The 13,832-nt window shown below is 39.6% G+C and carries 12 protein-coding genes and 1 tRNA gene; 4 read left to right on the forward strand and 9 right to left on the reverse strand.

Annotated elements, in window-relative coordinates; translation table 11 throughout:
- Nucleotide 1 precedes the first annotated feature (1 nt).
- Both LX64_RS19025 and LX64_RS19030 read left to right on the forward strand, forming a co-directional pair.
- Nucleotides 2-337 carry a Rieske (2Fe-2S) protein gene (locus tag LX64_RS19025; protein WP_111599285.1) on the forward strand — a complete coding sequence of 112 codons (336 nt, stop codon included), beginning with the start codon at nt 2-4 and terminating at the stop codon, nt 335-337.
- Between the two features lie 210 nt (nt 338-547).
- Nucleotides 548-621, forward strand: a tRNA-Asn gene (locus LX64_RS19030).
- A 177-nt stretch (nt 622-798) separates the two neighbouring features.
- Here the strand turns inward: LX64_RS19030 and LX64_RS19035 are convergent.
- The 8 genes from LX64_RS19035 to LX64_RS19070 all read right to left on the reverse strand — a co-directional run bounded on the left by LX64_RS19035 (nt 799) and on the right by LX64_RS19070 (nt 10,984).
- A complete protein-coding gene (locus tag LX64_RS19035; RefSeq protein ID WP_111599286.1) occupies nt 799-3,906 on the reverse strand; it encodes an HsdR family type I site-specific deoxyribonuclease in 3,108 nt (1,035 codons plus the stop codon).
- Nucleotides 3,893-5,104 (reverse strand): AAA family ATPase, encoded by a 1,212-nt coding sequence (locus tag LX64_RS19040; RefSeq protein ID WP_111599287.1) that lies wholly within the window; start codon nt 5,102-5,104, stop codon nt 3,893-3,895. The genes LX64_RS19035 and LX64_RS19040 overlap by 14 nt, the downstream gene beginning before the upstream one ends.
- Before the next feature lies 1 nt (nt 5,105).
- Nucleotides 5,106-6,353 carry a restriction endonuclease subunit S gene (locus LX64_RS19045; protein WP_111599288.1) on the reverse strand — a complete coding sequence of 416 codons (1,248 nt, stop codon included), beginning with the start codon at nt 6,351-6,353 and terminating at the stop codon, nt 5,106-5,108.
- Nucleotides 6,350-7,897: a type I restriction-modification system subunit M gene (locus LX64_RS19050; RefSeq protein WP_111599289.1), complete on the reverse strand. Its 1,548-nt coding sequence runs from the start codon at nt 7,895-7,897 to the stop codon at nt 6,350-6,352. The genes LX64_RS19045 and LX64_RS19050 overlap by 4 nt, the downstream gene beginning before the upstream one ends.
- Nucleotides 7,897-8,085, reverse strand: coding sequence for a helix-turn-helix domain-containing protein (locus tag LX64_RS19055; protein WP_111599290.1), 189 nt, complete (start codon nt 8,083-8,085; stop codon nt 7,897-7,899). The genes LX64_RS19050 and LX64_RS19055 overlap by 1 nt, the downstream gene beginning before the upstream one ends.
- Before the next feature lie 182 nt (nt 8,086-8,267).
- On the reverse strand, nt 8,268-8,915 hold the full coding sequence (locus LX64_RS19060) for a GNAT family N-acetyltransferase (RefSeq protein ID WP_111599291.1): 648 nt from the start codon (nt 8,913-8,915) through the stop codon (nt 8,268-8,270).
- Nucleotides 8,916-9,546: 631 nt separating this feature from the next.
- Complete coding sequence (locus LX64_RS19065; RefSeq protein WP_111599292.1) at nt 9,547-10,479, reverse strand: bestrophin family protein; 933 nt, start codon at nt 10,477-10,479, stop codon at nt 9,547-9,549.
- Nucleotides 10,480-10,498: 19 nt separating this feature from the next.
- A complete protein-coding gene (locus LX64_RS19070) occupies nt 10,499-10,984 on the reverse strand; it encodes a hypothetical protein (RefSeq protein WP_111599293.1) in 486 nt (161 codons plus the stop codon).
- 169 nt (nt 10,985-11,153) lie between these two features.
- Here LX64_RS19070 and LX64_RS19075 point away from each other — a divergent pair, with 169 nt between their 5' ends.
- Together LX64_RS19075 and LX64_RS19080 are read left to right on the forward strand one after the other, a co-directional pair.
- Entirely contained in the window at nt 11,154-11,891 is a 738-nt protein-coding gene (locus LX64_RS19075; RefSeq protein WP_111599294.1) for a response regulator transcription factor, read from the forward strand.
- A complete protein-coding gene (locus LX64_RS19080; RefSeq protein ID WP_111599295.1) occupies nt 11,881-13,266 on the forward strand; it encodes a sensor histidine kinase in 1,386 nt (461 codons plus the stop codon). Before LX64_RS19075 ends, LX64_RS19080 begins: the two co-directional genes overlap by 11 nt.
- Here the strand turns inward: LX64_RS19080 and LX64_RS19085 are convergent.
- On the reverse strand, nt 13,263-13,814 hold the full coding sequence (locus LX64_RS19085) for a cupin domain-containing protein (protein ID WP_111599296.1): 552 nt from the start codon (nt 13,812-13,814) through the stop codon (nt 13,263-13,265). The two genes, LX64_RS19080 and LX64_RS19085, sit on opposite strands and share 4 nt — an antisense overlap.
- Nucleotides 13,815-13,832 lie beyond the last annotated feature (18 nt).

Here is a 13,832-nt window from a genome sequence, read left to right on the forward strand (position 1 = left end):
GATGGGCAAAGAGTACAATTGGCATGCATTGCCGGCTTTAGTGTTAGCAGAAAAAGAGATATTGGTAGAAGACGTGGCAGGAAAAAAGATCTGTATAACCCGCTACAATGGCCAATTGTACGCATTTGCATATAAGTGTCCGCATGCAGGTGCCCCGATGAATGAAGGGTATGTAGATGCGCAGGGACAAGTAATTTGTCCTTTACATAAATACAAGTTCAACATCCGCAATGGTTATAATTCGAGTGGCGAAGGGTATTGTTTAAAGACGTACCCGGTAGAAGAAAGAGAAGGAATATTACATGTAGGATTTGATAAAAGTTGGATGAGTTTGTAAAGAGAAAAACGATTTTGTATTCGTTCTTCAAAAAATTTTAAAATTTTTTTCACCGGCTGTAATGCTTGCTGTCATTGGGTTTGAGACGAATTGATAAAATGAATTTTAAAATTTTTTTCAAAAAAGTTGAACAAAGATTTTGCAGGAATAAAAATTTATCTATTTTTGCAATCCCAATCGCACAGAACGGGACACAAAAAAAGAAAATATTCCTCCTTAGCTCAGTTGGTTAGAGCATCTGACTGTTAATCAGAGGGTCGTTGGTTCAAGTCCAACAGGGGGAGCAAAAAAAGAAAAAAGGATCACATTATGTGATCCTTTTTCTTTTATAACAATTTGTAAGCTGTTTGGTAGAATAGCATATCATTAAACTTCATCAGCCTTTCCTTTAAGTAACAAATTATCCCAGAACTTTCACTGTTTGAAAGCCCTGGGATTCCTTATTGATGTACTTTATTTACTTAAAGTTGACCGCCAACACCCTTAAACTTTTCTACAAACTGGGTCAACTTTTGGAAGACCCCCTGCTTTTTAGTCAAGTATAAAGGATTTAAAGGGCTCATTTTTGGCAAAATAGCGTTAAGCTCTGTTCCATTCTCACTTGCATACTCGCGCTTTAAAGAAGCTCTTATATACCGTTTTGCTTCTTCTTCGTTTAGATTCTCTTCTGCTATTAACGCTCTTGCTTCCATTTGCTGCTTGCTTTGAGCAAATAAAAAGAATGAATCAATTACATTGGCTTTGTCTTTAAGGGTATCAAGGTTGGTTTCGTTTATAAAATCAACAACCAAACCTTCTTTTCCCCTATTTCCTATGCTAGCACGAATAACTCTACGTATTTCTTCGATTAAAGAAGCTTTGTCTTTCGTTTTTTTGTTATGCTCAAAAATTAATTCAAGAATATAGTCAAGGTTTATTTCTTGTGATTTTAATAAGTCAACTTCAAACACTACGTCGTCCCAATCAATTTTTGATTCCTCGGTTGCTTTTCCAGATTTTTCGCGTCTTAACCAGTCACGTATATCGTTATAAGTAGATCGATAATCCTGGACAGTACGTTCTTTTAGTAGTTCAATTTTTTGCATCGAGGCTATTTCCTCATCCGTTACAAAATGCACTTTTTTAAATTCCGCCACAGCTTCTGCGTTATTTATGTCAATTGCTTGCAGTGCTTTGAGGGTATTAAATTCATCGTAGTTCTGGAGTATATTTTCTACACGCAGGTATTCACCGAAAAGTTTCGAGAATCCCTTTTTATCCTTTTCGGTTAGAATTGCATCTGGGTTCGGGAAATTTTCATTTAACTCTCTTACAACTTCGATGTAACCTCTCCGGGCTTCACCTGTAATAAGATCTGTAAAGCCCTCTAGGTATTCTTTGTAGCTTTTTTCAAGCACTACATTTTTGGTATTGCTATCTCCGAAAAGTGTAATGGCGTCAATTGTCGCTTTTTCTAGATCCCTGAACGTAACAATATTGCCAAAGGTTTTAGTAGCATCATAAATGCGGTTGGTGCGTGAAAAGGCTTGTATCAAACCGTGGTAAAGTAAATTTTTATCAACAAATAAGGTATTGAGTGTAGGAGCATCAAAGCCGGTAAGGAACATCCCGACTACTATAACCAGGTCAACCTCTTTATTTTTTACCCGTTTAGCAAGGTCGCGGTAATAGTTCTGAAATTCATTATTTTCAACGCTATAACTGGTTGCAAACATGGTGTTGTAGTCGTTGATGGCTTTCGTTAAAAATTCTTTGGCACTGCTATCCATTGCCGAAGGTTCAAACGTTTCATCAACTATTTCGCCTATCGCATTTTGTTCTTCATTAGCAGCAAAGGAGAAGATGGTGGCAATTTTTAAACGTTTGTCACTTTCTTTTTGCAGCTTGTTTAACTCTTCGTAGTAGCATTTGGCCGCATCCACGCTGCTTACGGCAAACATAGCGTTAAAGCCCTTGTTACTACCTTGATTTCTATGGGTTTTTAGCCTGAAATTATTTAGAATATATTGAGCAACTTCTGTAATGCGTTTAGGATGAAGCAATAATTTCTTGTTTTCTGCTGCACTTAATTTTTTTTCATCCACTTCTGTTTCTATGCTCTTAAACTCCGGGCGAACATCATTGTAGTCAACTTTGAATTTCAGTACTTTTTCGTCTCTAATGGCGTCTGTAATTACATAGGAATGTAGTTCCGTGCCGAATACACTTGCTGTTGTGTCTGCACCTAGCGCATTTTGTGGGAAGATGGGGGTTCCTGTAAAACCAAATTGATAGTACTTTTTGAACTTCTTTTTCAAATTCTTTTGGGCTTCCCCAAACTGCGAACGATGCGCTTCATCGAAAATGAAAACTACTTGCTTTTGGTAAATGGCTAACTCATGCTCATTTTTCATGAGATTATTCAACTTCTGAATAGTTGTTACTATAATCTTATTATCATCTTTTTCAATATTTCTCTTTAATCCTGCCGTACTATTCGAACCGTTTACACTTTCGGGTGAAAATCTTTGGTATTCTTTTATTGTTTGATAGTCCAAATCTTTGCGATCCACCACAAAAAATACCTTATCAATGAAGTCGAGTTCTGTTGCTAGTCTTGCCGCTTTAAAACTGGTTAAGGTTTTGCCGGAGCCTGTGGTATGCCAAATATAGCCGCCGCCATCTACAGAGGACCATCTTTTGGATAAATAGGAACTTTTGATTTTCCACAACATGCGTTCTGTTGCGGCAATTTGATAGGGCCTCATGATAAGGAGTGTATCGTTTGTATCAAACACCGAATAAGTTAGTAATACATTTAGCAACGTATGCTTCTGGAAGAAAGTAGCTGTAAAATCTTTAAGGTCTTTAATCAAAGAATTATCAGCCCTAGCCCAGTTCATAGTAAAGTCAAAACTGTTTTTACTTCGCTCAATTGTGTTTGCAAAATACCGAGTATCCGTTCCATTGGAGATAACAAAGATCTGTAAGTATTTAAAGAGCGAATTGTTACTATTGAGGCTCTCTTTTGTATAGCGATGCACTTGGTTGAAAGCTTCGCGGATGGCAACCCCTCGTTTTTTAAGTTCTACTTGTACCAAGGGTAATCCATTCACTAAGATGGTTACATCGTAGCGATTGGCGTGTGTGCCTTTTTGTTCGAACTGCTTGATTACCTGTACCTTATTACGGACTACATTCGTTTTGTCGACTAAGTAAATGTTTTGGATGTGGCCATCATCAAAAACGAAGTCGTATATATAATTGTCATGTATTTTTCTTGTTTTCTCAACAAGGTTATCACTTGGTTTGTCTAAATATTCTTCTATGAATCGGATCCACTCGGCATCCGAAAATACCATATTGTTGAGAGCTTGTAGTTGCAACCTAGCATTGGCCAACAGGGCTTCGGCTGTATTTATGTTTGATGGATATTCATACCCTTGATCAACTAGGTCCTGGATAAATTCAGACTCTAAGGCAGCCTCCGTTTGAAATTCAGAAGATGGCTCATGCAATTCTGCATACTTGGTATATGCATTGAGAACAATGAAATTATTTGATTCTGCTATGGTATTATTTGTTGCCATCTTGCTCTATTTCGGTATTATTAACAATTGATTTGAAGCTGTACATTCTTTTTAACTCACTTACCAAGAATCCCAGCACTTTCTTATCATTTTCATCGATGATCGCCACTTCTTCCCCATGATGTTTAGAGTGGCTTGACAGGTTGATAATGCGGTTATAATATGCCTCCCGTGACTCCTGTGGTAAAAGGTCTCTCCACTTATGGTAACCTAAAAAGGTAGATGTTTTTTCTAAAATGTTGCGGAGGAAATTAAAATGGTATTTTTGAATAGTAATGGGCGATTCTATTGCTTTTTCTAATTCAGCTAAAAGAAATAGATGATATGAGAAAGGCGAATCGCCGGGTTGATCATTCATTAAATACGTACCGTCTTCTAATTTTTCAAAGCGTTTTTTTGCGCAGTGCTTTACTTTATAACCAGTGCTCGAATTGGGGTTATTGAATTCATTGAACAGTACATTATAAAAGAGTGGATTATGTGTTGTAATAATAAATTTAAGGTCGGATTGATTAGACTTTACTAGTTCTGCAATATCCACAGCCAGTTCAATTAAATGTGTATCATCTAGAGAACTAACTGGATCGTCGATAAAAACGTATTCCAAATCATTAAATTGATCTGTTTCCCGTTCTTCTTCCTCTGCTACATTTAATACATTGATTGTTTGTTCCAGCAAGCTGTAAAAAATACTCCAGATAAAGCAACTTTCTTCGCCTTTGGAAATTTTTACATTTTCAGATGGTTCGTCATTTCCTCGTTCAAATGAAAAATGCACTTCTGAAAAAGCGGGTGTTTTTACATTGTTATTTTCCTTATCCGTAATAGTGTATTCCTCATTAAAACGAGGTGTTAGTTTGTCATTCGTATATCGTTGAAAATGCCTTGTAATATTAGGCTCTTGTCCTTGTTCGACAAGTATCCAATGCGTATAATCATTGGGTTGGATTTTCAACTTCCTATCTGTATCCTTTTCTAAATCGTTATCCCAATAAAACAGATCCTCGGTAAATGCATTGTAGTACATTATTTTGATTTTCTCTTCTGTTTCTTCGGTTGCTGGATTTTTGGGAGCAATCAATTCTTTGAATTCACGAGACAACCGTGTTTTTCCAGTGCCATTAAAAGCATAGATTAACTGTACTTTTTTATCAGTATTTTTCAGGTTTTGAGCTATTTCTTTTAATGACTGGCCCATATTACGGTTCTATATTGTTTTTAGGGAATGTTAGTAATAAATCACGGTAATACTCATACTGCTTTTTCCTTAGTTCAATCTCTTTTGGGAGGCCTTCGCTAATGGAGGTGGTGAGTATGTCGAATTTGTCTAGGATTGAGACGATTCGGGCTTGTTCTTCGAGGGATGGGATGGGGATTTTGAAGTTTTTTATAATTCCTGAGTTAAGATCACCTCTAGCACCTTGTCCTAAAGCTTTAAGCTTTTCAAAATTAAAACTGACCCAGTGAAAAACAAATCTATACAATGCTTTTTGAGGATTGATTTCTAAACACAAGCAGTGTTGATTTGTGGTTAATGGAATTTTGTTAATAGCTGATCGCCCTGCAGTTGCACCAGAAATAGCTATAATTACACAATTAGCAGGAACCCATTTTGTTGCAGTTTCTTTGAGAGCAAAATCGGTTATTTTAATTTCTGTATTGTCAATATCAGAAAACTTAACTTCTTGTGTTCGAAGCCACGGAATTGTGCCGTTTTCGTAATATTTAGGATTGCCCGCTTGAGGAGTACCTCCTGAATAAGACTTTAGAATAATCTCCCCCAAAGTTTTCCACTCCACTTCTCCTTCTTCAAAACTTAACAGTGTTTCCCGATAATAGCTATACTGCTTTTTACGAGCAGTAAGCTCTGCAGTAAGCTCTGCAGTAAGCTCTGCAGTAAGCGCTGTAAATTTATCTAGAATGCGAACGATTTCTTTTTGAACTGGGAGGGGTGGGATGGGAACTAGTATTTTTCTAAACCTTGCCTTAGAAACATTATAGCGTGTTACACCGCTTGCAGTTTTTGATATTTCAGCACGTATCAACTTACTGCGGAATAAATATTTGGAAAACTCTGGAATTAGTTGAATGTCTTCATTGAATCTTACACCAAATGAGAAGCTATTCAGATAGACTGGTTCTTCAAAATTAGTAGTAACTGCAGAAGACATTCCAACTTCATCAGCTGTTTCAGACGAGCCGGTAAATAGAATATCTCCGTATTTTACTATATGTTGGTTTTCAGATTTGGCAACTTTAACTGTTTCAAGGATGTTGTCCCTTGTATTTAGATTAAAGAAAATGCTCTTGTAGGAAATATATTTTGCATTGCCATTTTCAAAATCCGCCTTACTTTTTCCAGTTAGTCCACCATAGATTTCACTAATTTCCCCCAAAGTTCTCCACTCCACTTCTACACCATCCAATAATTTCTCTATATAACTCATCCTTCAATCTCTTTAATAATTTTATCAATATCAGTACGGAGCATATCTATCTTCTCCACTGTTTTTGAAATTTGATTATTCAATTCCGCTATATCAAATTTTTCCCGTGTATCTTTTGCTTCTACATAGGAACTTACAGAGAGATTGTAATCATTTTCGGCAATTTTTGCATTGTCGATTGAAACGGCTACATGCGCCACATCCGATTTACTATCGAACAGTTCCACGATCTTTGCAATATGTTTGTCTTCCAGCACATTGTTGTTGGTTACTTTCTTAAAGAAATCTTCGCCACTAGCATCAATAAACTGGGTTTTATTTTCTGTTTTATGTTTAGAAAGAACTAGGATCGTTACGGCTATAGAAGTACCAAAGAATAAGTTGGGTGCTAAAGAAATAATGGTCTCTACAAAGTTATTGTCTATAAGATACTTCCTGATTTTCTGTTCTGCGCCACCACGGTAAAAGATGCCAGGGAAACAAACTATAGCAGCCCTGCCTTTACCTGAAAGATAGCTAAGCGCATGCAGTACAAAGGCGAAGTCTGCTTTAGATTTAGGGGCTAATACACCTGCTGGTGCAAATCGGTCGTCGTTAATGAGGGTCGGATCGTCGCTACCTATCCAGTTGATGGAATAGGGAGGATTGGATACTATGGCGTCGAAGGGCTTTTCATCGCCAAAATGGGGATCGCGTAAGGTATCGCCTAGGGCAATGTTGAACTTGTCGTAGTTGATGTTGTGCAAAAACATGTTCATACGTGCAAGGTTATATGTTGTATGGTTTACTTCTTGCCCAAAGAAGCCATCTTCAATAATATGATTGTCGAAATGCTTTTTGGCTTGTAAAAGCAAGGAGCCAGAACCAGCAGCAGGGTCATATATCTTGTTTACTTTTTCCTGCTTGTGCATAGCCAGTTGTGCAATCAACTTAGAAACGTGTTGTGGCGTAAAAAACTCACCCCCTGATTTTCCAGCGTTGGCAGCATAATTGGAAATAAGAAATTCATAGGCATCACCAAAAAGATCAATCTGATTATCCTCAAAATTTCCGAATTTCAACTCTTCTACACCTTTTATAACAGCAGCTAGACGGCTATTCTTATTTTCAACAGTGTTACCGAGGCGCGTACTGGTGGTATCAAAATCAGCAAACAATCCTTTAATATCTGGCTCAGATGGATAACCATTTGCAGAACTTTCAATCGAATCAAAAATGGCTTTTAAATCCGTGTTTAGATTTGGATTGGTATTGGCTGTTTTAGCAACATTTGCAAATAGTTGATTAGGGTATATAAAGTACCCCTTTGTTTTAATGGCATCATCTTTTATTTCCTTCGTTATTACATCTTCCGATAGTTGTTCATAGTCGATACTTTCGTCGCCACCTTCCATATAATTGGTGAAGTTTTCACTAATGAAGCGATAGAATAGTGTTCCTAACACAAACTGTTTAAAGTCCCATCCATCTACCGAGCCACGAACTTCGTTGGCGATTTTCCAAATTTTATTTTGCAGCTCTTGCCTTTGTGCGGTGCTTGTCATTATTTATCCTTTATTAATTCTTGTGGTTTAACTCCTAATATCCTGGCAATTTCAAAAAGTACTTCCAATCTTGGCTGTTGCCTGTTTTGCACATAGCCGTTAACGACGTTGTAACTTTTGCCCAGTTGTTCGGCCAACCAGGTCTGTTTTATGCCTTTTTTCTCCAACACTTCTTTAATTCTGTTCATGTCTTTTTGAAATGTGCCCGAAAGATAATTTTTATTTCTTAACTATATTGTTTTTCGTTATAAAAAGTGTTTGAATTACTTATGGGCCCTAAGATGAGATGAGCTAAGAAACATTGTTCATAAAGAGGTATTATGAATATATTCAATTTTGATGCTTTATTAAAAAAAGCAGTCCCACCTCGTTACTCCCCCGTAATCACCACCGAAGTATAATAAGCACGCATCTCCCACCCTAGCGATTCATACAACAACTTCCCTTCATCAGTAGCCACTAAACAATACTCGCTAATATCTTCCGCTAAAGCAATTTTCTCTAGTTCTTTCAGAACGATAGATGCTAATCCTTTCCTTTGGTGCTGAGGATCGGTAACGACCTGGTCGAATACAGCTATATCATCAACAAGTACAATGCGACCGCTGGCAGCAAGCTCACCTTGTTGATGCATAATTTTAACCACGTACGTGGCAGCATCCTTCTCGATTAATAGAGCATATTCATTACCAAGCGATTTCCGAGGTGCTGGCATTTCATGGTAGCAATGCATGAAGTAGCCTTGTGGAAGAATAACCCAACGTTCAGGTAAGTCCTGTTTCAACGCACCTGGTGGTGCGCAAACCTTCAGGTGTATCCAAGGCTGCTCTATCGTATTCGCTAAGTCAAAGAAATCACGATGGAGTGCTGGAAATACATACCTGGCGATTTGTTCTTTATAGCCGACATCTACTTTAAAACCGGATCGGTAAGGAATGGGTAAAGGTAAGTGCCTAGATAAGGCCCAGCCTGTTAACCATTTTTCAATGGTAATGTTGGCAATTTGTTGTTGTGTCATGTAGGTGGATTAACGAATAAGCATGTGATCATTCTATCTTAAAAATAGCTATTCTAAACTATTCATTAGAAGGTAATTCTTCTAACATGAAAAATCCCGTTCAGCAGCATATTAGCTGAACGGGATTTTTACTTTACTACACTAAAAATAAACCGGTTGAGTATATCTCCTCACACCAAAACTATACTATTCACCTTGGCCAAACTCAACCGGGTTTGTTACATGACTGCAATGGAATATGGTGATAAAAACAAAGCGGGTACTTCGCGCACGAAATACCCACTTCGTTATTCAACTGTATGATTCAAAGGCTCACCCGCAGCTAGAAAGCTGAAGTGTGCGACGCAACTACGTTGACGTAAGTTATAATGCTCATTCACATAATCCTTTCACGAGGCAGCACGGTGTACCATTTGCAATCAGCATGCGCAGTTTATGTTTTCATGCAAACGATACACTGTTGTGCTACTGAATTTTTAGGGTTCCATAACGTGGTAATAATAGCTTTACCATGGATAAAAAAGGGGCAAAGAAATGCTTGCTTGCAGTGTAGCTGATTCCTTTGCAACCCTTGTCCCACCTGCTTTACAAACAGAAAATTTAAGATTGTATTGGGAATGTTATGGCTTCCTTATAAGATGTAATACGATCCTTCTTCTTGCGGTATAATTTCCACGTGTTCTGGATCAATATTGGCTTTATCATCGTCGAGCAATTGCAGCAAATCGCGTTCGATTTTGCGGGCAATGGCGGTCATCGGTGTATCTGTAGGCTTGTTTTCGAACGGGTCTTGTAAGTTCACGGCCATTTTCTCGATCAATAAGAATGATGCTGAAATAGCGGCCACTAAAGGTACTTCCATGATACCCAGTGAATCGATTAAAGCAAACGGTAGCAAAACGATAAAGAAGATCACGGCAAAATGAGTATATAAACTGTATGTTGCCGGGAACACTGTTCCTTTAATCCTTTCACATTTACCCATCGCATCACACAAGCGCGTTAAAGTTCGGTCGAGCTCTACTTGTTGGTATGGATTGATCCATTCTTGACGTAAAGCGTATTTTAAATCGCGGCTATGCATTTGCAAAAGTCCTGATGGAATATTATCGAACTTGGATAAATAGTTTAATTCGCGGCGCGATAAAAGCCTGTCGAGCCCGCGTAATGGATCTTTCTTACGAAGTGATTGACCCAGTGCGTATGTCCAAGCAATTTGTCGTTTTACGAATTGTGCTTTGAAATGCCTTGTTTCTTCATTTTCTTCTGCACCATCCATTAATGACAGTAATTGCCTTACAAGCGATCTTGAATCGTTTACGATGGCACCCCATACGGTTCTTGCTTCCCACCAGCGATCGTACGCTTGGTTTGAGCGGAAGGCCAATAAAAGGGAAAGTACCGTTCCTAGTACCATGGGAACAGCCAATGGAATGGCCATTTCCTTGAAATTATATTGGTAGTATAGAACATTTATAACAAGCGTGTAAACGACAACAGCTAATAATTCGTACTTAATTTTGCCAAATATGTAGCCCAACGGAATTCCTTTCTTCAGTAGCATGTATTAAGTTTTTAGATGTTCAGTGATTAGCACCCAGTAAAGCCGAAATAGAAGTCGGCGACTTCACCACTAAGCGCGGCATCGTCATTCTCAATTGCATCGTTGGTACTTTACAACCTTTGATTAATTGACAAGGATCGAAGCTGCTTTCACTGGCGTGGTGATAATGTAATTGTTCCGGGATAGCGATCGCATCTATTTGATGTGCATAAAGGAAGTTGCGCAAAGCGGGTTTCGACGTTCCGTAAAAGAACTCTACGCGCATGGATTGAATACAATTAGCGTAGCGGTTTCTCATGATCTCGATAGCATCGAGGAAATCTTTATCGAGTTGAGCGTGTTTTAAGCTGTTGCGGGTAAACTGCCAATATTCCAAAATAGACTCCGGTAAACGCTGTGCATGCATTAACACTACATGGCACGGTTCTTCCATTTGTTCAGCAAAATTGTGTAAATAGCTGAGCGAACGAATGGACAGATCGGTAGGAATCATAACATTTTTCATATCCAGTTATTTTTTGAACAAAATTACCCGCACAGGGTAAAGAACAGGTAAAGCGAAGGTTATAAGAAGTTAATAACCTGGTAAAAATTTGGTTTAACCCGGGTAAGAATTCGGTAAGAGAATTTCCTTTTTTGCTGTTTTCAAATCCCAGGGTCGTAAATTTGAATATATGCATAATAAACGAATATTATTGGTGGAAGATGAGCCTGCGGTTGTTTCTGTGATTGTACGGGGTTTGAGCGAATCGGGCGGCGAAGTAAGTGTAGCGCCTGATGGTTTAATCGGGTTAGAAATGGCACGCAATAACGATTTTAACATCATTATTCTGGATGTTATGCTGCCCGGGATGAACGGGATTGATGTATGTCGACATTTACGTGCCGAAAAGAATTCAACCCCCATTTTGATGTTAACCGCCCTTTCAACGGTGGAAAACGTGGTAATTGGCTTGGATTCCGGTGCCGACGATTACATGGTAAAACCTTTCAAACTACAGGAGCTCGAAGCCCGCATTCGTTCACTTATACGCCGCCAGCAAGGGGTTCCCTCTGCTACAGCCAATGGGCAACCCGCAGTGCCGGATAAGCCCAGCCATATTTTAAGTATTGGCGACTTGGAATTGAACACCGATACCCGCGCTGCCAGCCGCAACAAACGTGTTTTTACCCTTACGGCTACGGAGTACCGCTTATTGGAGTACTTGTTGCTCAACCCCCGCAAAGTATTATCGCGCGCCGATATATTAGAGCATGTTTGGGGGATCGATTTTAATATGAACACGAAAGTGGTGGATGTATATATTAATTACCTCCGCAAGAAAATCAATAAATCCGACGAGCCAGAGTTAATCCACACCGTAGTGGGCCATGGTTATATGTTAAAAGAAACCGTAGGGCATGAAGATTAGTAATAAAATCATGCTGCTGTTCTCCGTTCTAACGGTGTCGATCATCTTTTTGATGAGCTTTTTCGTGTATTACTTGGCGAACCGTTATTCCTTCGGGGATTTCTATAAAAGATTGGAGATTCGTGCCTATTTAACCGCTAACGCGGCTTTTCCACCCGTAGGTACCGATACGTTGGCGTATAACTACATCCGCGATCGCCAGCTCGATAAATTGCCTTCTGAAAAAGAATATATTATTCCCGTAGAATATGCTGCCGGTAGAATTGCCGTACCGAAGCAATTAGACCTCCCCCGCTCCTTCTACGAAGAAGTGGTACGCCAAGGACGGGAGAACTACCGTAATGGCGAGCGATTTTACGCCGGTGTATTGTACCAGCATGAAGCGAGGAAGGTAATTGTAGTGGTATCGGCGGTGAATGAATACCGTGGGCAGTATATGGACGAGTTGCGGAAAATCTTATTCATCTGTTTCATCATTGCAGCAGCGCTTATTATTGGTGCCGGGTTAATCTTCTCGCATTATATCTTACGGCCTGTGCATAATATTATGGACCAGGTGAAGAACATTAGCTCCAGTAATTTGCACCTCCGGGTAGAAGTGAATGATGGAGAAGATGAAATAGGAGAACTAGCTGCTACCTTTAATAACATGCTCGATCGCCTGGAAACAGCATTCGAAACCCAAAATAACTTCGTTAGCAACGCTTCCCACGAACTAGGTACGCCCTTAACAGCCATTATCGGCGAGGCCGACCTTGCATTGCGCGGCGAACGCGACCCGGAATCCTACAAAGCAGCTATTTCCAATATGCTGCGGGAAGCCGAACGCCTCAACCACATTACGCGAAGCTTGTTGCAACTTGCCCAAACCGGCTTCGAAGGGAAAAAACAATACTTCGACATCGTACGAACCGACGAACTCCTATTCTCGGTGAAGAAAATGGCCGACCGCATTACGCCTGGCAACCTTGTTGAAATCGACTATAGCCTTTTCCCGGAAGAAGAGGAAAAGATGGCCGTAATGGGGAACTTCCAGTTATTGGAGTTGGCAATTAGCAACATTGTGAATAACGCCGTAAAGTATTCCAGCAATCAACCTGTTTCGCTGGCATTGGCGGCAACGGATACGAAAAACATTATTATCATTAAAGATATGGGCATTGGTATCCCGGAGCGCGACTTGCCCTATATCTTCTCCCCTTTCTTCCGGGCTTCTAATACCGATAAGTTCAAAGGTTATGGCATTGGTTTGCCACTTACGAACAACATTATCCGGATGCACAAAGGAGAAATCATTGTTAATAGTAGAATGAATGAAGGCACAGAAATCCAAGTGGTACTACCTTCTGCAAATGCTATCAAGAAACTCGGCTAGTTAATATAAGCGGGGTAAATCGCCTGTTTCTTGCGCCAGGTGGCGAAAGGACGTAAAAAGATGAACAGGAACTTCTGTAATGATGGCGCTGGCTTCGTTAGCACAATCTCTTCTTTAAAATGCGGTACGGTAAGGGATAATTGTAAAATCCCGGGAACGCCGTGTGCATTTGTTTGATCGTCGTTAGCCAAGCCGGTAATGGTTTCGAAGAAGAATTCTGTTTTAAGTGCAGGTTGGATTTTCCAGTTCAGTTTAGCAGGTACAGGGCCATCGTTCCACATGGCGTGAACGGTGCCTGCCGGAATATGCAGGGTATCGCCTTGTTGCAAAATTTGGGTGGCATTGTTGATATTCACTTTTACGCTGCCCGCAAGCACGGTAAAATCTTCGCTTTGCTGGGGATGAAAATGTGGTGGTGGCATCATGGAATTTGCTGCATAGGTAGTTTCCATTTCCAATAAGGCCCCTTTTGTGCTGGCTGCGGTTTGTATAAAAGTAATGGTCTGCCGTGTTTTTGTGTTGATAATCGTTTTATAGGGGAAGGCCATTCTGCTGTCTTTTATACC

Origin of the sequence: Chitinophaga skermanii (assembly GCF_003259335.1) — a bacterium.
Taxonomy (GTDB): domain Bacteria; phylum Bacteroidota; class Bacteroidia; order Chitinophagales; family Chitinophagaceae; genus Chitinophaga; species Chitinophaga skermanii.

What these genes read in the sequence shown, in the direction of transcription:
- LX64_RS19060 (WP_111599291.1), bottom strand. Translation starts at nt 8,915, where the DNA reads ATGACACAACAACAAATTGCCAACATTACCATTGAAAAATGGTTAACA.
- LX64_RS19085 (WP_111599296.1), bottom strand. Translation starts at nt 13,814, where the DNA reads ATGGCCTTCCCCTATAAAACGATTATCAACACAAAAACACGGCAGACC.
- LX64_RS19045 (WP_111599288.1), bottom strand. Translation starts at nt 6,353, where the DNA reads ATGAGTTATATAGAGAAATTATTGGATGGTGTAGAAGTGGAGTGGAGA.
- LX64_RS19035 (WP_111599286.1), bottom strand. Translation starts at nt 3,906, where the DNA reads ATGGCAACAAATAATACCATAGCAGAATCAAATAATTTCATTGTTCTC.
- LX64_RS19025 (WP_111599285.1), top strand. Translation starts at nt 2, where the DNA reads ATGGGCAAAGAGTACAATTGGCATGCATTGCCGGCTTTAGTGTTAGCA.
- LX64_RS19050 (WP_111599289.1), bottom strand. Translation starts at nt 7,897, where the DNA reads ATGACAAGCACCGCACAAAGGCAAGAGCTGCAAAATAAAATTTGGAAA.
- LX64_RS19080 (WP_111599295.1), top strand. Translation starts at nt 11,881, where the DNA reads ATGAAGATTAGTAATAAAATCATGCTGCTGTTCTCCGTTCTAACGGTG.
- LX64_RS19070 (WP_111599293.1), bottom strand. Translation starts at nt 10,984, where the DNA reads ATGAAAAATGTTATGATTCCTACCGATCTGTCCATTCGTTCGCTCAGC.
- LX64_RS19075 (WP_111599294.1), top strand. Translation starts at nt 11,154, where the DNA reads ATGCATAATAAACGAATATTATTGGTGGAAGATGAGCCTGCGGTTGTT.
- LX64_RS19065 (WP_111599292.1), bottom strand. Translation starts at nt 10,479, where the DNA reads ATGCTACTGAAGAAAGGAATTCCGTTGGGCTACATATTTGGCAAAATT.
- LX64_RS19040 (WP_111599287.1), bottom strand. Translation starts at nt 5,104, where the DNA reads ATGGGCCAGTCATTAAAAGAAATAGCTCAAAACCTGAAAAATACTGAT.
- LX64_RS19055 (WP_111599290.1), bottom strand. Translation starts at nt 8,085, where the DNA reads ATGAACAGAATTAAAGAAGTGTTGGAGAAAAAAGGCATAAAACAGACC.